This is a genomic window from Sinorhizobium sp. B11, assembly GCA_039725955.1.
GTDB lineage: Bacteria > Pseudomonadota > Alphaproteobacteria > Rhizobiales > Rhizobiaceae > Rhizobium.
The window spans coordinates 2,101,709-2,120,870 of record CP091034.1; the positions used below are offsets into that span (position 1 = coordinate 2,101,709).

At 61.4% G+C, this 19,162-nt stretch carries 22 protein-coding genes; 11 read left to right on the plus strand and 11 right to left on the minus strand.

Annotated features, from left to right (window positions below; translation table 11 throughout):
- The first annotated feature begins 10 nt into the window (after positions 1 to 10).
- Positions 11 to 553, plus strand: a complete 543-nt coding sequence (locus LVY75_20205) for a hypothetical protein (GenBank protein ID XAZ25462.1) — start codon at positions 11 to 13, stop codon at positions 551 to 553.
- Positions 554 to 652: 99 nt separating this feature from the next.
- On the opposite strand, the gene LVY75_20210 is transcribed toward LVY75_20205, so the two are convergent.
- The 3 genes from LVY75_20210 to LVY75_20220 all read right to left on the minus strand — a co-directional run bounded on the left by LVY75_20210 (position 653) and on the right by LVY75_20220 (position 3,694).
- Positions 653 to 2,317 (minus strand): arylsulfatase, encoded by a 1,665-nt coding sequence (locus tag LVY75_20210; GenBank protein XAZ25463.1) that lies wholly within the window; start codon positions 2,315 to 2,317, stop codon positions 653 to 655.
- A 461-nt stretch (positions 2,318 to 2,778) separates the two neighbouring features.
- Positions 2,779 to 3,234 carry a MarR family transcriptional regulator gene (locus LVY75_20215; GenBank protein ID XAZ25464.1) on the minus strand — a complete coding sequence of 152 codons (456 nt, stop codon included), beginning with the start codon at positions 3,232 to 3,234 and terminating at the stop codon, positions 2,779 to 2,781.
- Between the two features lie 13 nt (positions 3,235 to 3,247).
- Positions 3,248 to 3,694, minus strand: a complete 447-nt coding sequence (locus LVY75_20220; protein XAZ25465.1) for a MarR family transcriptional regulator — start codon at positions 3,692 to 3,694, stop codon at positions 3,248 to 3,250.
- 85 nt (positions 3,695 to 3,779) lie between these two features.
- Between LVY75_20220 and LVY75_20225 the strand changes: the two genes are divergently transcribed.
- A complete protein-coding gene (locus LVY75_20225) occupies positions 3,780 to 5,597 on the plus strand; it encodes a chloride channel protein (GenBank protein ID XAZ25466.1) in 1,818 nt (605 codons plus the stop codon).
- Positions 5,598 to 5,683: 86 nt separating this feature from the next.
- Here the strand turns inward: LVY75_20225 and LVY75_20230 are convergent, their stop codons facing one another.
- The gene (locus LVY75_20230) at positions 5,684 to 6,463 is read right to left on the minus strand and encodes an MFS transporter (protein ID XAZ25467.1); all 780 of its coding nucleotides are present in this window, start codon (positions 6,461 to 6,463) and stop codon (positions 5,684 to 5,686) included.
- Complete coding sequence (locus LVY75_20235) at positions 6,364 to 7,128, minus strand: MFS transporter (protein ID XAZ25468.1); 765 nt, start codon at positions 7,126 to 7,128, stop codon at positions 6,364 to 6,366. The genes LVY75_20230 and LVY75_20235 overlap by 100 nt, the downstream gene beginning before the upstream one ends.
- A gap of 139 nt (positions 7,129 to 7,267) precedes the next feature.
- On the opposite strand from LVY75_20235, the gene LVY75_20240 reads away from it, so the two are divergent.
- The gene (locus LVY75_20240) at positions 7,268 to 8,197 is read left to right on the plus strand and encodes a LysR family transcriptional regulator (GenBank protein ID XAZ25772.1); all 930 of its coding nucleotides are present in this window, start codon (positions 7,268 to 7,270) and stop codon (positions 8,195 to 8,197) included.
- A gap of 163 nt (positions 8,198 to 8,360) precedes the next feature.
- On the opposite strand, the gene LVY75_20245 is transcribed toward LVY75_20240, so the two are convergent.
- The gene (locus LVY75_20245) at positions 8,361 to 8,558 is read right to left on the minus strand and encodes a hypothetical protein (GenBank protein ID XAZ25469.1); all 198 of its coding nucleotides are present in this window, start codon (positions 8,556 to 8,558) and stop codon (positions 8,361 to 8,363) included.
- Between the two features lie 230 nt (positions 8,559 to 8,788).
- Here LVY75_20245 and LVY75_20250 point away from each other — a divergent pair, with 230 nt between their 5' ends.
- Both LVY75_20250 and LVY75_20255 read left to right on the plus strand, forming a co-directional pair.
- Complete coding sequence (locus tag LVY75_20250) at positions 8,789 to 9,628, plus strand: DUF4118 domain-containing protein (GenBank protein ID XAZ25470.1); 840 nt, start codon at positions 8,789 to 8,791, stop codon at positions 9,626 to 9,628.
- A gap of 160 nt (positions 9,629 to 9,788) precedes the next feature.
- Entirely contained in the window at positions 9,789 to 9,968 is a 180-nt protein-coding gene (locus LVY75_20255) for a hypothetical protein (GenBank protein ID XAZ25471.1), read from the plus strand.
- A 103-nt stretch (positions 9,969 to 10,071) separates the two neighbouring features.
- On the opposite strand, the gene LVY75_20260 is transcribed toward LVY75_20255, so the two are convergent.
- Both LVY75_20260 and LVY75_20265 read right to left on the minus strand, forming a co-directional pair.
- Positions 10,072 to 10,383 carry a hypothetical protein gene (locus LVY75_20260; GenBank protein ID XAZ25472.1) on the minus strand — a complete coding sequence of 104 codons (312 nt, stop codon included), beginning with the start codon at positions 10,381 to 10,383 and terminating at the stop codon, positions 10,072 to 10,074.
- A 111-nt stretch (positions 10,384 to 10,494) separates the two neighbouring features.
- Positions 10,495 to 11,385: a LysR substrate-binding domain-containing protein gene (locus LVY75_20265; GenBank protein ID XAZ25473.1), complete on the minus strand. Its 891-nt coding sequence runs from the start codon at positions 11,383 to 11,385 to the stop codon at positions 10,495 to 10,497.
- 135 nt (positions 11,386 to 11,520) lie between these two features.
- On the opposite strand from LVY75_20265, the gene LVY75_20270 reads away from it, so the two are divergent.
- On the plus strand, positions 11,521 to 11,913 hold the full coding sequence (locus tag LVY75_20270; protein ID XAZ25474.1) for a RidA family protein: 393 nt from the start codon (positions 11,521 to 11,523) through the stop codon (positions 11,911 to 11,913).
- Between the two features lie 9 nt (positions 11,914 to 11,922).
- Here the strand turns inward: LVY75_20270 and LVY75_20275 are convergent, their stop codons facing one another.
- Entirely contained in the window at positions 11,923 to 12,669 is a 747-nt protein-coding gene (locus LVY75_20275) for a sulfite exporter TauE/SafE family protein (protein ID XAZ25475.1), read from the minus strand.
- Positions 12,670 to 12,766: 97 nt separating this feature from the next.
- On the opposite strand from LVY75_20275, the gene LVY75_20280 reads away from it, so the two are divergent.
- Positions 12,767 to 13,648 carry a LysR family transcriptional regulator gene (locus LVY75_20280; protein ID XAZ25476.1) on the plus strand — a complete coding sequence of 294 codons (882 nt, stop codon included), beginning with the start codon at positions 12,767 to 12,769 and terminating at the stop codon, positions 13,646 to 13,648.
- A 22-nt stretch (positions 13,649 to 13,670) separates the two neighbouring features.
- Here the strand turns inward: LVY75_20280 and LVY75_20285 are convergent, their stop codons facing one another.
- Positions 13,671 to 14,885 carry an alpha/beta hydrolase gene (locus tag LVY75_20285; protein ID XAZ25477.1) on the minus strand — a complete coding sequence of 405 codons (1,215 nt, stop codon included), beginning with the start codon at positions 14,883 to 14,885 and terminating at the stop codon, positions 13,671 to 13,673.
- A 154-nt stretch (positions 14,886 to 15,039) separates the two neighbouring features.
- On the opposite strand from LVY75_20285, the gene LVY75_20290 reads away from it, so the two are divergent.
- From LVY75_20290 to LVY75_20305, 4 genes are all read left to right on the plus strand, one after another.
- Positions 15,040 to 16,593 carry an acetolactate synthase large subunit gene (locus LVY75_20290; GenBank protein ID XAZ25478.1) on the plus strand — a complete coding sequence of 518 codons (1,554 nt, stop codon included), beginning with the start codon at positions 15,040 to 15,042 and terminating at the stop codon, positions 16,591 to 16,593.
- Between the two features lie 106 nt (positions 16,594 to 16,699).
- Positions 16,700 to 17,596 carry an AraC family transcriptional regulator gene (locus tag LVY75_20295; GenBank protein XAZ25479.1) on the plus strand — a complete coding sequence of 299 codons (897 nt, stop codon included), beginning with the start codon at positions 16,700 to 16,702 and terminating at the stop codon, positions 17,594 to 17,596.
- Positions 17,597 to 17,658: 62 nt separating this feature from the next.
- On the plus strand, positions 17,659 to 18,537 hold the full coding sequence (locus tag LVY75_20300) for an NAD(P)H-binding protein (protein ID XAZ25480.1): 879 nt from the start codon (positions 17,659 to 17,661) through the stop codon (positions 18,535 to 18,537).
- A gap of 76 nt (positions 18,538 to 18,613) precedes the next feature.
- On the plus strand, positions 18,614 to 18,763 hold the full coding sequence (locus LVY75_20305) for a hypothetical protein (protein ID XAZ25481.1): 150 nt from the start codon (positions 18,614 to 18,616) through the stop codon (positions 18,761 to 18,763).
- Positions 18,764 to 18,848: 85 nt separating this feature from the next.
- Here the strand turns inward: LVY75_20305 and LVY75_20310 are convergent, their stop codons facing one another.
- Positions 18,849 to 19,145 (minus strand): hypothetical protein, encoded by a 297-nt coding sequence (locus LVY75_20310; protein XAZ25482.1) that lies wholly within the window; start codon positions 19,143 to 19,145, stop codon positions 18,849 to 18,851.
- Positions 19,146 to 19,162: the final 17 nt, after the last annotated feature.

Consider the following 19,162-nt stretch of genomic DNA (forward strand, 5'->3'; position numbering starts at 1 on the left):
GGCCTGTCGCATGTGCACCATCTGCTCACTGACGATCGAGTTTGCCGTCGAGCATCCGCTGGCGCTTGCTGTTGCGGTCGCGACCCGGCAGGCGATCGATACGGGCCTCCTTCCCGAACTGCCGGCTGAAGAGACCGATATGGCGCGCTCGCGCCATCAGGCGATCGGCCTTCTGACCACGGTGCAGCAGCGGCTGGAACAGGTGTTGCCGGCATCGCGGCTGCTGGCGCTGCCGAATTTCTTCGTGCTGATGATCGAGAGCCGGACCTGGGGCTATTTCCAGCCGACGCTGTCGGGCTTCGACGTGAAGGCCAGTCCCGGGACACCGAGGCTGGAGCCGGATGAGAACGGCGACCGGGACTGCATCATGGTGATATCGCAGGCGGCAGCCGACGAGCTGGCGGCCGGACGCCTGCCCTTTGCCGAGGCGGAGATGGCAGGGTTGATCTTCCTCGACGCGCCCGCGGCGGAAACGGATATCATCAGCACGGCGTTCTCTGCAGCCTATCCGGCGGAGCAATTCAGCCATTTCGCCTGCACGGAAATCGCCTGACGCACAGGCATCTCCAGCGGCGGTTATCTCAATTTTTTTGATGGGTCTCTTCCGCCGCGGAAGCTCAGGCTATGCTCCCGCGGCGGGTTCTTGACGGACTTACTGCGGCGTGAGCCGCTCCAGATCATTCAGCCGTTTCAGCGCCGCTTCCTGCCGCAGAAGGCTGTAGTTGATGCCGCTCGCATTCAGCGAACTGCCCTCCTGATAGGGGTATTGGTTGAAGTCGGAGAAGAATTCCTTGATCTTGCCCTGCACCGGCACGATCAGCCACATGTTGCGGGCAAGGAATTCGATGGCGCCGCCACCCTCCTTCAATCCGCGCTCATAAGGGTCCATGCGCAGATTGGCGATGCTGGCCCAGGCGGGCACCTCGCGCGTTGCCGTGGCGATGTTGCCTTCGCTATTGACCGCGAAGCTGAGCTTCCAGTCGTTCCACCTGATGGCGTTGAGATTGCCGCCCTGATCGAAATAATAGACGGAATCGCGCGGGCCGGATTTGACTTCGCCTTTCAGCATCGGCAGCAGATTGTAGCCATCGAGATGCACCTTGAAGTTCTTGGCGCCCGAGGCGAAGCCGACCTTCATCTGCTCCTTGAGATCGTCCATGCCGGCCGCCGCTGCGAATGTTGGCATCCAGTCCATCAGCGTGACGATGTCGTTGACCTCGGTTCCGGGCTTCACGACGCCCGGCCAGCGCACCATCATCGGAATGCGGAAACCGCCTTCCCATGTCGTGCCTTTTTCGCCATGGAACATGGTCATGGCGCCATCGGGCCAAAGCGCGATCTCCGCGCCATTATCGGTCGTATAGAGAACGATCGTGTTCTCGGCGATCCCGAGTTCGTCGAGCTGGTCGAGCAGCTGGCCGACATGGCCGTCATGCTCCACCATGCCGTCGGCGTGGATGCCCTTGCCGGTCTTGCCGAGGGAGTCTGCCTTCAGGTGGGTGAAGACATGCATGCGGGTCGAGTTGAACCAGCAGAAGAAGGGCTTTTCGGCCTTGGCCTGCCGGCCGATGAAATCCTTGGCGGCGGCGAGGAATTCTTCATCCACCGTCTCCATACGCTTGGTATTGAGCGCGCCGGTATCCTCGATCTTGCCGTCCGCCGTCGATTTGATCACGCCGCGCGGGCCGAACTGCCGACGGAAGGCCGGGTCCTTGGGATAGAAATAGCCCTCCGGCTCTTCCTCGGCATTGAGGTGATAGAGATTGCCGAAGAATTCGTCGAAACCGTGCTTGGTCGGCAGATGCTGGTCCTGGTCGCCCAGATGGTTCTTGCCGAACTGGCCGGTGGCATAACCCTTCGTCTTCATTACATCGGCAATGGTCGGCATCCAGTCCTGAATGCCATGTGGGTCGCCCGGCATACCAATGGTGAGAAGACCGGTGCGGAACGGCTCCTGACCGAGAATGAAGGAGGCGCGCCCGGCCGTGCAGCTCTGCTGGCCGTAGGAATCGGTAAAGATCGCCCCTTCCCGGGCAATACGGTCGATATTCGGCGTGCGATAACCCATCAATCCCATCGTATAGGCGCTGATCTGCGGAATGCCGATGTCGTCACCGAAGATGACGAGAATATTCGGCGGCTTCGTGGAGCCGCCGGTCTGGCTGGCCGTGTTCTGTTGCGTCTGGGCGACCGCCGGCCCGCTCGCAGCTGAAACGGCAAGAGCCGTGAGCGCCAGCGACGTTCCGCCCAGCAGAAGATCACGGCGGCTGACGGGAACGATCGGGTCATCCTGCTTCTGAATATCGACGTCGTTCATCGAATTTTCTCCTTGAGATGAAACCTGCACGGGAATGCTTTGCCAATTTCCGTGATCGCGGAAGTACGTTACGGTAAACATCGGCCGTAAACTTACGCTGAGCCGAACGGCACTTGAGCTTCATGACGTCATCCCCTGCGCCGGTGCCATCGAGGCGCAGAGCGGCGATGAAGTTGCGGCCCGGAACGGTCTGGATCCAGTTGCTGCCGGGCGCTTCTGCAGGTCTAGTGGCTCCGAAAGCCGTTGACAGATGGCAGCAACTGCCTTGCCTCCGGCATCGATACATCCGTCACGTTCTTGAGCGTTGCATGGCTACAATGTCGGCTGGAATGTCGGCAAGGCGCGGGACAGACCGTCCAGCACGCCCATCTGCATGTCATCGGCCGCCTTGCGACGAGCCGTTTGCGGACCGCGACATTTGCCATCACCTGAAACAGGCAAACAACCGGCGGACTTGGGCGTCAGCGCGACCAGGGGTCGGTCTTGATCTCGCCGTCCGTCTGCAGACCTTGCAGGATATCGATGAGTTTCGGCGCCATGTCCCTGATTTCGGTCATATGAATGGCTGTCAGCCGCTTCAGCACATCGTCTGCCTTTGCGGTCAGCTCCAGCGTCTGGCGCCGTTTGTCGGCTGGGTCGGTCTTGCGGGAGACGTAGCCCGCGGCCACCAGCCTCCCGACCAGTTCGGTTGCCGAATGCGGGGCGATCAGCAGCCGCTCGGAAAGCAGGCCGATCGTCATGGCGTCTTCGCTGCGATGGCCGCGGATCGCAAGCAGCGCCTGATGCTGTTGGGTCGGCAAGCCCTCCTCCTGCGCGGCGGATGCGCTGAAATCCATGAAGCGGCGCAGCGTGTAGCGCAGGTTGGAGAGGGCCTCGTAATCGGCATCCGTCAGATCGTTCCTGGGCTTCTTCACCATGCCTCCCCTGCGATCATTGCATCCATGCTGCCACTTCCATCTGCCGGTGATCCTGCAGCATGCGCAGCGCCTGCATAAGTTCCGGCGCCATCTCGCGGATCTCGTAGAGATGGGCCGATGTCAGCCGACGCAATAGCTCTTCTGCCTGTGCTGTCAACAGCACGACCGGCCGGCGTTTCTGCTTCGCCTCGATGGTGATATGGCCGGCCTCCTGCAGCGAGGCGGCAAGCTCTGCGGCCTCGGGCGGCGAGAGGAAGAGCCTGTCAGCAAGCGCAGACAGGCTCATGCGCCCGCCGGCGCCGAGCCCCTTGATCGTAAGCAGCGCCTGATGCTGCTGCCGCGTCAAGCCGAGCTTTTCGGCCGCTTTCCCGCTGAACTGGCGAAATTTGCGGATCCTGTATCTCAGATTGGCGAGCGCCTCATATTCGGTTTCCGATAAGGCGCGGTCTACGTTCGGCATGGTTCCAGCTCCTGATTTTGGCTGTTGATTTATATCGTACTACGATATATTTGCGACGAGAACGAAGCCGTCAACAGGACCAGCAATGCCTCCCCAAAAAAATGCTCATCGCCCCCATGATTTCATGGGTGGCCTCTCCCGGCGCGAGGCCGGGGATTTCACCACCGACAAGCGCGTTCTGGCCCTGGTCGGCATGGCCTTGATCGTCGGCACGGGCGGCGCCTTTGCCGCCTGGGTTCTGGTCAGCCTCATCTCGCTGGTGACGAACCTCGTCTGGTTCCACCGTTTCAGCATCGCCGCCGTATCGATGGCGCAGGCGCCGCGCTCCGTCTGGATGGTGCTCATTCCCGTCATCGGCGGCCTCGTCATCGGCCTGATGGCCCGCTACGGCTCCGAAAAGATCCGCGGTCATGGCATTCCCGAAGCGATCGAGGCGATCCTGATCGGCGGCAGCCGCATGTCGCCGAAGGTGGCGGTCCTGAAACCCCTCTCTTCGGCCATCTCGATCGGCACCGGCGGCCCCTTCGGCGCGGAAGGCCCGATCATCATGACGGGCGGCGCAATCGGCTCGCTCTTTGCCCAGTGCTTTCATCTGAGCTCGGCCGAACGCAAGACGCTGCTGGTCGCCGGTGCCGCCGCCGGCATGACCGCGATCTTCGGTTCGCCGATCGCCGCAATCATGCTTGCCGTAGAACTGCTGCTGTTCGAATGGAAGCCGCGCAGCTTCATTCCCGTTGCGGTCGCTGCCTGCGTCTCGATCTGCTGGCGCCCCTTCCTGTTTCAGGCCGGTCCGCTCTTTCCCAAGCAGTTCCATATGGATCTGCCGTGGTGGGGCATCCTGCTCTGCGCCGCAATGGGCATTATCGCCGGGCTGCAATCCGGTATCCTGACCACGCTGCTCTACAAGGTCGAGGATCTTTTCGAGGCGCTACCGATCCACTGGATGTGGTGCCCTGCCCTCGGCGGCCTATTCATCGGCCTTGGCGGCCTGATCGAGCCTCGGGTGCTCGGCGTCGGCTACGACATCATCGACGGCCTGCTGAACAGCTCCATCCTGCCGGCGGCGGTGCTGACGATCCTCCTGGTGAAAGCCGCGATCTGGCTTGTCGCCCTCTCGTCGGGCACGTCAGGCGGCGTGCTGGCGCCGCTGCTGATCTTCGGTGGAGCGCTCGGCTGGCTGGTCGGCCTTTTCCTTCCCGGCGATCCCGGTTTCTGGGCGTTGCTCGGTATGGCTGCCATGATGGGCGGCACCATGCGTGCGCCGCTCACCGGCACCTTCTTTGCCGTGGAACTGACGGGCGACGTCTCCTCGCTGCTGCCGCTTCTGGCGGCAACCGTTTCCGCCTACGCGGTGACGGTACTTCTGCTGCGCCGGTCGATCCTGACGGAAAAGATTGCCCGCCGCGGCCAGCACATCACCCGTGAATATGGCATTGACCCGTTCGAGTTCTCCCGCGCCCGTGACATCATGATCAGGGAGGTCGATACGTTCCCGGCGGATATGACGGTGGGCGACGCGACCCATTTCTTCACGGCGACCGCGAAGACCCACCGCGTCTATCCGGTCGTCGATGGCAGGGGCATCGTCAAAGGCCTGGTCTCGCGCGGCGATGCGCTGCGCTGGCAACAGGATGGGACGCTTGCCGACCAGACGCTCGGCGATCTCGTCTCCGACACCTCCCTGCCGCTCGCCCACCCGGACGATACGGTCGGCTATGTCGCCGACCTGATGCTGGCGACGGACGCCGGTCGCATCCCGATCGTCGATCCCGAAAACGGAGAGCTGCGCGGCCTCGTCGCCCGCAAGGACCTGCTGCGCCTGCGCCATTCGCTGAAGGCAACCGAGACGGAGCGTCAGCCCTATTTCGGACCACGAAGGCAAATGGGCGAAACACGCACCTGAGGCTCAGACATCTGATTGTAGGTGAAATCCGCCGTCAGCCTGTGACGGCGGAGAATGACTTGGGAATATAGCGTCAAACGCAGGCCTCACCTGTATGCGTGATCTATTACTGGCCCTTTTTGCAATGCGCGGAACAGAATGAGGCCCAGAGCAACGGCGACCAAATTATAGAGCGTCGCGACCGCGAATGCCGTCCCATAGGCACTGGCGGTTCGAACAGCGGAAGCTGGTTCTGTGCCGCTCCCGTTACTGATGCCGAACAGGATCATACCGACGATCGTCACGCCAAAAGCCGAGCCTGCGGTTTGGATGGTGCTGAAAACGCCTGACGCCATCCCGGCTTCAGTATCTGCAACAGTGCTTAGAACCATGTTGAGCAGAAGCGGAATGATGATTCCCTGACCAAACCCCTGGAGGATCACTGAGACAGTCAATGCCGATCTATCTCCGCCGACAAAGCCGTCGATAACCGCGATCACCAAGCCTAAGCTGAAGACGCCCATGCCAAATGTCGGCGCCCCATGCTGCAGCCGTTTCGCAAACCAGGCCGAAACCACGGAACCGGCAAAGAATGCGACAGTGGAAGGCAAGAACAGCATGGCCGCCTGAAGAGGGCTCTGGCCGAGGCCGATCTGCAAGAAGATCGTCAGAGACAGCGAGAACGAACTGATCGCGGAGAAAAATAGAAACGATGCCAACATGCCGAGGGCCACACCGTTTTTCTTGAACAGCGAGGGATCAATGATTGGGATGCCGCCGAGCCGCCTCACGCGGTTTTCGTAGGCAATAAAGGCCGCGAACAAAGGCACGGATAGCAGTAGGCCGAGGACCGTCCACCATGGCCAATGTTGTTCCTGTCCGACCATTGCTGGCAGGAGGATCGCCGTGAGTGCGAGGCGCCAAGTAGTGCGCCCATGAGATCGAGCCTTGCCGATGTAGCGTCTCTGGTTTCGACAATGAACCATTTCCCGGCAATGAGGGCGTAGGCGGCGATGGGAAGGTTGACGAAGAAGATCAGGCGCCAGTCGAGGCTGCCAATGTCGAGTGCCATCAAGCCGCCGCCGAGCAGTTGCGAGGCCGCACCTGCGATACCTTGCACCGCGCCCATCACGGCAAAAGCCCGCCGACGCTCGTCACCATCGAACAACAATCGCAGCGACGCATAGACCTGCGGCATCATCAGGGCTGCGCCGATGCCCTGCAGGGCTCGGGAGGCAATAAGGCTCCAGGGAGATAAAGCGATGCCACACAGCAGGGACGCCAGCGCAAAGATTGCCATGCCGGAGAGGAACATCCGTCGACGACCATAGAAGTCGCCGAGCCGTGCGCCATTGAGCAGCATTGCGCCGTAAGAAACGCTGTAAGCCACCATGATCATCTGCAATTCGGCATTCGACGCGTGCAGGTCCCGTTGGATGTTCGGCAAGGCCACATTGACTATGAAAAGGTCGAGGATGGTGACGAAATTTCCGGCCAGCAGCACCGCGAGTGATGAATTGGCTCCTGCCCTCTGTCGTTCCTTTTGTGTCAACTTCATCTTTTTCTCCGGCTAAAGGAAAGCAGAAGCCGAATTGGCTTCTTGTCGGAGGAAACGATATTATGTCTTCAATATGGATCAATCGCCGGGAATGGACTTACATAAAGGACAAAATGTCCTCTATGATGTAACCATGGATAGTCTCAGCAGCCTTACCGCCTTCGTTCATGCCGCCGAGCGACACAGCTACGTGGCGGCGGCCCGCGTCGCCGGGGTCTCTCCATCGGCCATCGGAAAGGCCATCGCTCGCCTGGAAGCGCGGCTTGGCGTCCGGTTGTTCAACAGGACGACGCGCAATATCAGCCTGACGGAGGAAGGTTCAGCCTTCTACGAACGCTGCAAGCGCATTATCGATGATCTCGAAGATGCGGAGACGAGCATTATCGAAAGCCGGAAACGCCCGAAGGGGCGCCTGCGCGTCAGCGTTCCGCATATCGTCGGTCATCACCTCCTGATGCCGATCCTGCCGGCGTTTGTCGAACGATATCCGGACATTGAGCTGGATATCGACTTTGAGGATCGCGTCGCCGATCTGGTGACAGAAGGACTGGATGTTGTCATTCGCAGCGGAGAACTCGCCGATACCGGTCTGATCGCCCGTCGTCTCGGTGAGCAGCATTTTGTCGTTTGTGGAAGTCCCGGCTACTTCGCTCGCCATACGCTGCCGACAACGCCAGCCGATCTTGCCGGGCATGCCTGCATACATTTCAAATATCCAACCAGCGGTCGCCTGGCGCCCTGGGCTTTTGCTCCTCCGAACGAAAAACTGATCTTGCCGAGGAGCCTGACGTTCAACAATACGGACGCGGGCTTGCAAGCCGCGCTGGATGGTTTGGGCGTTGCCCATTTGCCAGTCTATGTGGCGGCGGCGCATATTCGCGGAGGATTGCTCGTTCCCGCCCTGACCTCATACATGGTCGCGTTTGGTTCACTGTCTCTCGTCTGGCCGTCAAATCGCCAGTTATCACCGAAGGTTCGGGCCTTTGTGGATTTCGTAGCCGAGCATCTCGCCGATCGACCAGATGCTTTCCAGGCCCATGTGGCTCCCTCGCGAAATTCCTGATTTTCGTCGGAAATAAGCAGAACTGAGATCGCTCGTTAAATCTTGCTGCAAATATCAAACGCAAAAGTCCACCTTCGGAGAGGATTCTTTGCGTCGACCGCGCAGATCGGCGGGTATCGATCCGCCGAGGTGCAACGGCATTGCAGTTACTTCATCATTCCTGTCAGTTCGCCACCCACAGGATGCAGGCGACGCCAGCAAAGAAGACGGCCAGAACCAGAGCGAGCCTGACGAATATCCAGAGATCGTCTGCGTGATCGAACGCGACCCCGGTTCTGTTCTGCGTATTCCTGGACGGATGAGACAAGGTCACATCGCGCATGCGCGCCTGCATGTAATAAGCCCACCAGCGACCGTACATAGCTATTTCCTTCCGATCAAAATGCACTTGTCCGAACGGACGATGCAAAGCTATCGGTTCGCGCATATGTTTTCGATTGGAGCAGACGGGCAGCGGCATAAGCGTCGCATAAGGACGCCAAGACGCGTTCGTCCGGCAGAGGCTTTATGCGGCCTTTATGAAACGCCGCCTTTTTCCGCATGGAATTCAAATACGAGGCGATCCAATTTCCTCTCAGAAGGATTGTGGTCATGTCTCTTGAGAAGAATTTCACTGCGTCGCCGGCCGAAGCCTCGATTGCCGACATTGATATCGAAGAAGGCCTGGATTTCTCGGAGGTGCCGCCGTCCGTCCGTTATGTCATCTGCCTCCTCATGACCGTGATGGCGACAGCCATTGCCGCGGGCTTCGACCGCTATGAGGCCATTCCCAACCTGTCGCTCATCTATGTCATTCCCGTCGTCATCGGCAGCGTGTTCTTTGGCTTTGGGCCGGCGCTGTTTTCAGGCGTCCTCGGCGCGCTCGCCTATAACTTCTTCTTCACCGAGCCGCGCTTTTCGCTTGCTGTGGCTGATACCGCCAATATCTGGGCGATCGTCTTGCTCTTCGTCGTCGCCTGCATCATCAGCGCCATCACCGCCTGGGGACGTCACAAGAGCATCGATCTCGAGAGAACACGCCGCATGCAGGCTGCTCTGAAGATCTATGCGGGAAAGATGACGACAAGCCGCTCGCTGGAGGACTCGACGACGCTGACGCTTGCTGCCGTCACGGGCTTTTTCCAGTCGCCGGCCGTCGTCATCTTCCGAGAAGCGGCGGATGGCAAACCGCAGGTGACGGGCGCAGAACAACTGTCGGCCATCGAGATCGAGGCTGCAAGATCCGCGTGGGATTCGCGCCTTGCCGTCACTGGCGGCGTCTACCCCTATGACGAATCCCGCTTCGACTTCTGGCCCGTCGCAAACGCCTGCGGCCAAAGTGCCGTCATCGGCGTCGCCTTCGATCCGGACCGGCGCCCGGCCAATCCCGACGGCATGATGGATATCGTCGCCCTGGTCTTCGGTACCGCGATTGACCGCTACCGGGCTTGAACACCCGGGCCTGCGAGTTTTCACGCTGACGGTGGCAGCGAGCGCGCTTTGGCACTTATGCAAATCTTATCTGCCCTGCCCCGCGGCAATATCGATTTCCTATGGGCTTTTCGGGCAAAATCCCTCGGCAATCCAGTCGAATACCTCGAGGAAGAAACCTATGTTCGGCCGCAACGGCGTAATCTACCTGGCGCGTGAACGCGAAATCATTGCCGGCAGCGCCCGAAACCGAAAGACCTATCGGCACTTTCTGGCGAGCCTTACGACTGCGGTCGTTCTGTTTCTCCTGCTGGCTGGTGCGATCGCCATCAGGCTGATACCGCACGGCACCTCCTTCTAGACCCGACCCTGTTCAGTCTGCCGCTGCAAAAGCGTCATCCGATCGGGCCGGCATATTGTTCCGGCAGCGGGCCATCATGCGCGCGCATGATGGCCGCATGGCATTACCGGCCGAGCCAGCGATATTCCTGGATAGAGGCCTTGCCGGTCTTCTTGTCGTAGAGGCAGATCAGGTTGACGTTCTTGACCTTGCTCTTGCCCTTGCCCATCGAGCCGCGCAGCAGCACGGCAACCTTGCCCGTCGCGTCGTCGAAGACGATGGGAGCGGTCGCCTCTGGCGTATCCATGCCCGACTGGCCGATGCAGGTGCCGTTCACCTTGGCAAAAAGCGCATTCCACGCGGCATCACTGGAGGCAGCGGCAAACTGGGCCGATACCAGCATCGCGGTTGCCGCAATCGTCATTATCTTGATCATTTTCAAACCCTTGTTGAACGGTAGAATCGCCCATCGCGTGGGACCTGCTTAGTGATAGGCGAGCGGGGCCAAAACAAGGCGGTGGGCATCATACGGTACGACGTCCGGCGATCAGCCTGACGCTACCTCCGCCCGTAACCAGTCGACCGCCGCGCGAACGCCGGCACCGGGCGGCTGATCACTGCTCGTGACCATATGGTAGGTATGGCCGGCAACGGCAGGGCCGAACGGCTGGACCAGATGACCGGCCGCCAGCTCCTCCCGCACAAGCGCAAGGCTCAGCAACGCTATACCCTGGCCGGCGACGGCGGCCTGAATGGCATGGCTTTCATCCGAAAAATGCAACTGTCCACGGGGCGAAGATGGGACAAGACCGGCTGCCGAGTACCAGCGCTCCCAGGTCGGATTGAGCGGGTGTTGTCGCCGCCACTGAAAATGGATGAGCGGAACCTTATCCAGGTCGCCGATCCCCAGCGGACCGAGCCGGGGATTGACGACGGGGGCGAAGTCATCGGCAAACATTACCTCGGCACTCAGGCCGGGATAGGGCCCTCTCCCGTAGCGGATCGCGATATCGACACCGGTCTCGGTGAGACTGACCGCATCGTCGGAAGCGTGAAGCTGAAGGTCGATATCCGGATACAGGGCGTGAAAACGCGCCACGCGCGGAACGAGCCATTTGGACGTGAACGCGCTGGTGGCCGAAATCGTCACCCCGGCGCGTCTGCGGACCTGAACAAGACGGTCGAGCACGGCCTCGACGGCATCGAATCCGTCCCGCAGGACGGGATAGAGCTGCACACCCGCCTCCGTCAGCACCACCTTGCGGACCTGCCGGTTGAACAGAACAAGGCCGGTGTGATCTTCCAGGGACCGGATCTGGTGGCTGATGGCCGTCGGCGTCACGCCGAGTTCCTCCGCCGCCCGCTTGAAACTCAGCAAGCGGGCGGCTGCCTCAAACGCACGCAGCGACGACAGGGGTGGAAGTTTGCGCACGACCATGACGGATGAATTCAATTCACCTGACAGCTGATGATTTGGAATTTGTCGAACACAGGATTTCCAGATCACTATCCCGACAACGCCGAAGTCATCAAGATGATCTCATCTTGATCATCGCCGCGCAAGGAGCAATCAATGTTTGAACGTATCGTCACCCAACCGGACAATTATGAACCTTTCCTACTGTCGCAGGGCATCAGGTTCGGCAATCTCCTGTTCATCTCCGGCCAAGCCGGCGCCGATGACGAAGGCCGGATCGTCGACGGCGGTTTTCGCGCACAGGGCGAGCAGGCCTTCGCCAATCTGCGCCGCGCGCTCGAAGCCGGCGGCTCGAGCCTGAAGGACGTTGTCAAGGTGACGATCTTCGTCACGGATATGGGCCATTTCCCCGATGTGGTGGAACTGCGCCGCAAATATTTCTCCGAGCCCTACCCCGCCGACACGATCGCCGAAATCACGGCGCTCTATGACCCCAAGGCGATGATCGAAATCGAAGCGATTGCCGCGACCGGCCGCCCAAGCCGCTGACAAGCGGCGTCAACGTGGTACCAGACACATCTCCGCCCCGAGCAGCAGCAGGCAGAAGAGGAAGCCTCGGCGGAACGTGTCGGGCGCAATTCGCCCTCGCAGCACCTGCCCCGCCCACATGCCGGCCAGCGCCGGAAGGATGGCGAGGCAGGAGATCGCAAGATTGCCCGCTTCGAAGGCGCCACGCAGCCCGAGCGACGCCGCAAGGGCGAACGTCGAGACGGTAAAGGACAGGCCGAGCGCCTGGACCAGATCATCCTTCTCAAGCGCGAGCGCCTGCAGATAGGGTACGGCGGGAATAACGAAGACGCCGGTACCGCCGGTCACCAGTCCGGTGGCAGCACCCATGACGGGCGAAAGCCAAGGTTCCATCGCCGGTGGCACGCGGATCTGGCGGCCGAACAGCGCATAGGCGGCATAGAGCATCAGCGCGGCGCCGAGAGCTCTGGTCGTCAGGCTGGTATCGCCTGTGGTCAGCAATGCCGATCCGAGAAGCGTTCCCGCAACAACTGCCGCCATCATCGGCCAGAACCGTCGCAGAAGCGGAAGCAAGCTTGGCCCCGCGAACAACTGCCAGATATTGGTCACTGACGACGGCGCAATCAGCAGGCTTGCCGCCGTCAGCGGCGAGGTCAAAACACCCAGGACACCCATTGCGACCGTCGGAAGTCCCATGCCGGTGACACCCTTGACGATGCCGGCGACAAAGAACGTGGCGGTGACTGCTGCGAGAAAGGTAATGGAAAGATCGGACATGCCGCATCGGTAGCAGCTTCCAGTAGCGGCACAATGCGGAAGTCCTTCACTCAGCCTTCGGCTGGTCCGAAGGCTGAAAATAACCTATCCTTGAAAAATGCGTTTCGATCTGACCGACCTTCGCCTGTTCCTGGCCGTCGTCGATGCCGGCAGCATCACCCATGGGGCGGCGGATGCTGGCTTGTCGCTTGCAGCTGCGAGCGAACGCCTGCGCGACATGGAGGCGCTTGGCGAAGTCGCCCTGCTGGAGCGCGGCCGGCGCGGCGTCTCGCCGACTGAGGCCGGCGAGGCACTTGCTCATCATGCCCGCCTGATCCTCGGCCAGATCAGGCAGATGCACGGCGAACTCGGCGAATATGCACGCGGGCTGCGCTCGACGATCAGCATTCTCGCCAACACGGCCGCCATATCGGAACATCTGCCAGAAAAGCTGGCTCACTGGATGGCCGCCAACCCGCAGGTGGATCTGCAATTGAAGGAGCGCCAGAGCGTCGAGATTGCGAGAAGTGTCGCAGCCGGCCATGCCGAGATCGGCATCCTCTCTGCCGCGGCTGACATGGCCGGCCTGACGGCGAGACCTTTCGCGACCGATCGGCTTGTCGTCGTCGCAGGCAGCGGCCATCCTCTGGCGCGGGAAAGCAGCGTCCGTTTCGCCGACCTTGCCGGAGAACATTTCATCGCGCTTGCCGGCGGCGCCCTTCAGGATCACATCGATACCCAGGCGAGCCGCATCGGCGTCAGGCTAAAGATCCGCGTGCGGCTGCGCGATTTCGAGGCCATCTGCCGGCTGGCCGGTGCAGGCACCGGCATCGGCATCGTGCCGGATACGGCCGCCCGCCGCGCGAAGCGGTCATGCGGAATTGTCGTGATCGGTCTGGCGGACGATTGGGCAACCCGACGGCTGGTGGTCTGCACGGCGCAAGGCGCGGACCTGCCGGTTCACGCCCGCAACCTTCTGGACCATCTGACATCGGCCTGAGCAATGTCTGGGTGTCCGACGATCAGGCCCTGAATTGCTCGTCGAGCCAGTCCAGAACGCGCCTGTTGAGCAGTGACCGGTTCTTCATCTCGCAATGGCCATCCGCGCCCTCTGCGGCGGTGAACCGCATCAGCGTCTTCGGGCCGCGCAATGCATCGAAGAAGAAGCCGGCGTCGGCAGCAAGCCCGTCATTCTCGGCCTGGGTGATCAATGTCGGGCATTGAATGCGCTCGGCATGTCCCCGCATGGTGAAAAGTTCGGCCGAGGCGAGGAAGGCCCTGAGATTATCCACTCCATGCACCCAGAAACCGCGCTGCACCACCTTCCAGTTCAGCACCGGGTTGGCGCGCAGGAAAGCGTCCATCGTATCCAGCAGTTTCTGGTCGAGAGCGCCGAGATCGGCCGCCGCTTCCGCCGGGACGCCGAATTTCTGGATGATGACCCGGCGAAAACCGTCGGCAATGCTCCATGTGCCGGGATCGGCAATGAGCGCGGCAATGCGCGGTTCTCCCGCCGCCCCGCGCGGCGCCAGGAGCCCGCCGAGACTCCAGCCGCTGAGCGCGATCCGATCAGGGTCGACGAGCGAATGGTTGACCGCAAAATCCACCACCGCCCTGATGACCACGTCCCAGTCCGGCCGCAGCGGAATGCCGTGCTCGTAGAGCATGGCGCCCTGGCCGGGACCGTCGAAAAGCAGGCTGTGATAGCCCCGCCGCGAAGCCGCGACGGCGCAGGCGAAATAGGTGTCAGTGATGGTGCAGTCATAGCCGTTGTTGAAGATGACGATCGGCCGCACCTCATGCTCGAGACCCTGTGCCGGGACGAAATATCCGGGCATCGGCGTCTTGCCGAACGGAATGGCGAGCGGCTCGATCGTCGGCGCCGAGAGCGCAAGCCCTCTTTCCAGTGCGTCCGTCTGCTTGCGGAAGGCGGAAAGCAGGCGCGGATCGACGGGCGCACCATAGAGCGGATGATAGGAAGCCGCATAAAAGACGCTCGCTCTCAGATAAAGCTCGCGCGCGCTGACCTTATGGCCCCTGGAGAGCGCTGCCTCGGCCTCTTCTTTCAGCCGGTCGCCGGCCGAAATCCACGCCTGGTAAAATGCGCCGTCATCGCCATCCCCGACGGTTTCCGCCACAGCCCGGATCTCGCCGAAATCCGCCCCGCCATAGGGAATATAGGCAATCGGCCAGCTGCCGAAATCCTCATGCAACTCGTTCCTGAACAGCATGCTCATCGCCAACTCCACCAATGGCTGCCGCCGCAGCGATCGCAATGACTATAGTGGCGGCTTTCGACCCTGTCACGAAAACGCGCTTACCTGAGACATTATTGGAGGTTGTGCTCATGCTCTTCCCGTGCAAGGCTGTTGAAAGCGGGAGGTAACTGTCATGAACGGTGCAGACAGCCTGTGTGATACGCTTCTGGCAAACGATGTCAGCGTATGTTTTGCCAATCCCGGTACATCGGAAATGCATTTCGTGGCGGCGCTCGACCGCAAGCCCGAGATGCGTTGCATCCTCGGTCTTTCAGAGGGCGTGGTGACGGGCGCAGCCGACGGCTACGCGCGCATGACCGATCGCCCGGCCGCGACCTTGCTGCATACCGGGCCGGGCCTCGCCAATGGCCTTGCCAATCTCCACAATGCGCGGCGCGCGCGGATACCTGTCATCAACATTGTCGGCGACCATGCGTCCTATCATCTGCCCCTCGATGCGCCGCTGACATCCGACATCGAGGGCCTGGCAGGTACGATGTCCAACTGGGTGCACCGCATCCGCAGCCCGGAAGATATTGTCGGCGCGACGGAGGCTGCCTATCGCGCCTCCTTGTCACCGCCCGGTGTGGCAACGCTCATCCTGCCGGCAGATGCCGCCTGGGGCAATGTCGAAGTGGATCAGCCGATCAGGCTGCCCCGGCCGGAGCCTCATGCCGTAAACATGGACAGCGTGCGCGGGGTTGCCGACGCCATCAGAGATGCGCCCGGCGAGGTCGGCATTCTTCTTAGCGGTGCGGCAGCCCGCGCAGACTCCCTGGAGATCGCGGGTGCAATTGCGGCCGCCAGGGATGTGCGTCTCTTCTGTGAGATGCAACTGCCAAGGGTCGAGCGCGGCCGCGGCCGTGTCGCCCTCACCCGCATCCCCTACCCGATCGACGCTGCGCTGGATCTGCTGGCCGATATCGATGTGCTGGTGCTCGCGGGCGCGCCGGAGCCTGTCGCCTTCTTTGCCTATCCGGGAAAGCCCGGACGGCTGGTGCGCAAAGGCTGCAAGGTTTTGACCCTTGCCAGGCATGGCGAGGATCTGAAAGGCGCGCTGGAGGCGCTGCGGGATGAACTCGACGTGAGGCAGTCGCTGCCTCAATCGCGATCGCCGGTGCTTTCCGACGATATCGTTCCGTTCGGACATCTGACCGAAGATGCGATCGCCGTGATGGTGGCGGCGCGACTTCCCGACAATGCCATCGTCTGCGACGAAGGTGTCACCTCCGCCCGCCGTTTCTTCGAACTTTCGTCCGGCGCGGCGCCCCATGACTACCTGATGAACACGGGCGGCTCGATTGGCTGCGGCATTCCGCTGGCAACGGGTGCAGCGGTTGCCTGTCCCGACCGCAAGGTCATCAACCTGCAGGCGGATGGCAGCGGCATGTATACGGTCCAGGGCCTGTGGACGCAGGCGCGTGAAAATCTCGACGTGATCACGATCATCTTCGCCAACCGCGCCTATGCCGTGCTGCATGCCGAGATGCGCAATGTCGGCGTCAACGGCATCGGCGAGAACGCCCGGCGGATGATGAACCTCGATCACCCGGCCTGGGACTGGGTGTCGATCGCCAAGGGCATGGGCGTCGATGCCGCAGGCGCCCATAGCTGCGAACAATTTGCCGATCTCTTCGAAAGCGCGCTCAGGCGCCGTGGGCCATTTCTCATCGAGGCGATCATTTGAGCGTTCAGGCGACCCCGGTTGGCAAGGCGGCGATTGCGACATAGCATCTCCGCCTCAAGCCGAAAGCCCCCAGCCGAAAGCTCCCTGCCAAAAGCAAAGACAGATCATGACAGCTTCATCCTTGCAGACCTCGCCGCAGATCCTGCTGACCAGCGCCGGACGGGCGTGGAATGGGCTCGCGGCCGAATTCCTGCATATCCCGCGCGGAATCTCCCGCGTTCCGGGTGGTGACATGCATCGTCTCGGCATCCACTTCGGTCCGCCCGTCAATGCCGATTGCCACTGCGGCGGCAGGCGCATGCGCCGCGTCCAGAAGCCGGGCGATATCGACGTCGTCCCGGCCGGCCTCGACGGGTCCTGGGAGGATGATGCCGATTGCCGGATTCTGCGCGTAAGTCTCGATCCCTCGCGGCTGCAGCAGGTCGCGGAAGATCTCGGGCGGGATTTCAGCGAGATCGAGCTGCAGCCAAGATTCCAGCTGCGCGATGCCGGCATCGAGGCGATCTGCCGGGCGATCAAGGCGGATCTGGAGGCCGATATCCCGTCCGACCCGCTCTATATCGATCTTCTCGCCAACGCGCTTGCCATCCGGCTGATCGAGACGTCGAGCGATGGCGCTCCCCGGCCAGGAATTGGTCGTGAACAAAAACTCTCGGCCCGGCAATTGCGGATGTTGACGGAATTCATCGAGACCCATCTGGACCGGAAGCTGCATCTGGCGGATCTGGCTGTCGTTGCCGGCGTCAGCGTCACAAGGCTGAAGAGCCTGTTTCGCAACAGCACCGGCCTTTCCGTGCACCAATATGTCATCCGCCGCCGCGTCGAATATGCCCGTGCCCTGATGACGACGACGGATATGGCCGCAAGCGAGATTGCCCTTGCCGCAGGCTTTGCCCATCAAAGCCATATGGCGACGACCATGCGCCGGCTCATCGGCCAGACACCCGGAGAGATCTTGCGCGAAGTGGGCGAATTCCGCCCGAAATTGCAAAGACCGGCCTGAATTTGTGCGACGCCTTCGGTGCTGCCCCCTAGTCCTTGCGCGTCACCAGCAAGGAGAAAGACATGATTGCAATCCTCGGAGCCGCCGGAAAGATCGGCTATTCGACCGCCAGGACGCTGCGCGAGGCAGGGGTGCCGGTGCGCGCCATCCTGCGCGATCCGGCAAAGGCTGACCGCCTGCGCGCCATCGGCTGCGAAGTCGCATTTGCCGATCTGCAGGACGCCAGGGCGCTTGCCGCAGCGATATCGGATGCCGACAGCGTTCAGGTCATTCTGCCGGCCGACCCTCGGGCCGAGGACATAAAAGGCGATATGCGCCGCTCGATCGAAAGCATTGCCGGGGCATTGGAAGAGGCGCGCCCTGCCCTCGTGCTTGCCATTTCCGATTACGGCGCCCATCTCGGCGAAGGCTTCGCCATGCCGAGCATGTTCTACCAGTTCGAACAGCGCCTTCGCCAGCTCGATATGCGCCGGATCTTTCTGCGGTCGGCCGAGCATATGGAAGGCTGGGGCCGCGTCGCGCCGATAGCGATCGCAACCGGCATCCTGCCGAGCTTTCATGACCCGGTCGAAAAGCAGATCCCCAACGTCTCGGCACAGGATGTCGGCCGCATCGCCGCCGATCTCCTGCTTCGGCCCGACATCGAGACGCGCGAACAGATCGTTCATGCGGAAGGCCCGCGCCGCTATAGCGCCAGCGACGTGGCTGCAGCGCTGAGCCAGCTGCTGGGGCGCACGATTACCGCTGAAGCCCTGCCCCGCTCGCAATGGCGGGAAAGCCTGGGCCGGGTGATGAGCGCCAGCGCTGCAGATCTTCTGACCGAGCTCTACGAGGTTCACAGCAGGGGCGGCCTCATCGAGGTCGAGCCGAATGCGCGCGATATCCGAAAAGGCTCCACCGAACTTGTCGACGCACTGAGGCCTGTTGTCGCCGAACGGTGACTTCAGGGAGAGTTGTTCCGGCAAAACGGAACCGGACGAGGCTGAGGGGATTTATCCCTCAGCAGAGGAGGTTCCGATGATCCGCAAACTGAAATCAGGCGAATATCGTCTCTATTCCCGCAAACCCGACGCCAAGACGAACAAACGCAAGAACCTTGGCACCTTCAAGACCCGGGAAGCGGCTGAGAAGCATGAACGCGAGGTGCAGTACTTCAAGCATCACTAGAGCAATTCCGGCGAGAGTACCGAGCACCAGCGATAGCGCCGTTGTTGCCGACAACGCCTCAAGTGTACGGCAGATCGCTTTCGCCTCAGCGGCCAACCGTACCCTTCGAATCATCCTGATATGGGCTGCTGCGGTTGGGGTCGCTGTAATAAGTCCGGTAGCCGCCGCTCGAATAGGTCTCTCGATAGGTGCCGTTGAGCTGCTGATGCGTCTGCGAATAGAGATCGCCGTTTCGATAGGTGTTATAGCCGCCGCCGAGATTCTGCTCCCTGATATAGGTATTGCCTGAACTGTCGGTGGAACACGGAGCCGAAACCAGCTCGCACGATGCAGACGCGCTCCCGGCCGTCAGCAAGAAAATCCCAAACAAAACCGTCTTCATTCAACTCTCTCTTCGCG

What these genes read in the sequence shown, in the direction of transcription:
- LVY75_20260 (XAZ25472.1), bottom strand. Translation starts at nt 10,383, where the DNA reads ATGATCAAGATAATGACGATTGCGGCAACCGCGATGCTGGTATCGGCC.
- LVY75_20310 (XAZ25482.1), bottom strand. Translation starts at nt 19,145, where the DNA reads ATGAAGACGGTTTTGTTTGGGATTTTCTTGCTGACGGCCGGGAGCGCG.
- LVY75_20250 (XAZ25470.1), top strand. Translation starts at nt 8,789, where the DNA reads ATGTCTCTTGAGAAGAATTTCACTGCGTCGCCGGCCGAAGCCTCGATT.
- LVY75_20295 (XAZ25479.1), top strand. Translation starts at nt 16,700, where the DNA reads ATGACAGCTTCATCCTTGCAGACCTCGCCGCAGATCCTGCTGACCAGC.
- LVY75_20230 (XAZ25467.1), bottom strand. Translation starts at nt 6,463, where the DNA reads ATGGTCGGACAGGAACAACATTGGCCATGGTGGACGGTCCTCGGCCTA.
- LVY75_20280 (XAZ25476.1), top strand. Translation starts at nt 12,767, where the DNA reads ATGCGTTTCGATCTGACCGACCTTCGCCTGTTCCTGGCCGTCGTCGAT.
- LVY75_20210 (XAZ25463.1), bottom strand. Translation starts at nt 2,317, where the DNA reads ATGAACGACGTCGATATTCAGAAGCAGGATGACCCGATCGTTCCCGTC.
- LVY75_20265 (XAZ25473.1), bottom strand. Translation starts at nt 11,385, where the DNA reads ATGGTCGTGCGCAAACTTCCACCCCTGTCGTCGCTGCGTGCGTTTGAG.
- LVY75_20285 (XAZ25477.1), bottom strand. Translation starts at nt 14,885, where the DNA reads ATGAGCATGCTGTTCAGGAACGAGTTGCATGAGGATTTCGGCAGCTGG.
- LVY75_20205 (XAZ25462.1), top strand. Translation starts at nt 11, where the DNA reads ATGTGCACCATCTGCTCACTGACGATCGAGTTTGCCGTCGAGCATCCG.
- LVY75_20220 (XAZ25465.1), bottom strand. Translation starts at nt 3,694, where the DNA reads ATGCCGAACGTAGACCGCGCCTTATCGGAAACCGAATATGAGGCGCTC.
- LVY75_20255 (XAZ25471.1), top strand. Translation starts at nt 9,789, where the DNA reads ATGTTCGGCCGCAACGGCGTAATCTACCTGGCGCGTGAACGCGAAATC.
- LVY75_20305 (XAZ25481.1), top strand. Translation starts at nt 18,614, where the DNA reads ATGATCCGCAAACTGAAATCAGGCGAATATCGTCTCTATTCCCGCAAA.
- LVY75_20240 (XAZ25772.1), top strand. Translation starts at nt 7,268, where the DNA reads ATGGATAGTCTCAGCAGCCTTACCGCCTTCGTTCATGCCGCCGAGCGA.
- LVY75_20270 (XAZ25474.1), top strand. Translation starts at nt 11,521, where the DNA reads ATGTTTGAACGTATCGTCACCCAACCGGACAATTATGAACCTTTCCTA.
- LVY75_20290 (XAZ25478.1), top strand. Translation starts at nt 15,040, where the DNA reads ATGAACGGTGCAGACAGCCTGTGTGATACGCTTCTGGCAAACGATGTC.
- LVY75_20245 (XAZ25469.1), bottom strand. Translation starts at nt 8,558, where the DNA reads ATGTACGGTCGCTGGTGGGCTTATTACATGCAGGCGCGCATGCGCGAT.
- LVY75_20275 (XAZ25475.1), bottom strand. Translation starts at nt 12,669, where the DNA reads ATGTCCGATCTTTCCATTACCTTTCTCGCAGCAGTCACCGCCACGTTC.
- LVY75_20300 (XAZ25480.1), top strand. Translation starts at nt 17,659, where the DNA reads ATGATTGCAATCCTCGGAGCCGCCGGAAAGATCGGCTATTCGACCGCC.
- LVY75_20225 (XAZ25466.1), top strand. Translation starts at nt 3,780, where the DNA reads ATGCCTCCCCAAAAAAATGCTCATCGCCCCCATGATTTCATGGGTGGC.
- LVY75_20215 (XAZ25464.1), bottom strand. Translation starts at nt 3,234, where the DNA reads ATGGTGAAGAAGCCCAGGAACGATCTGACGGATGCCGATTACGAGGCC.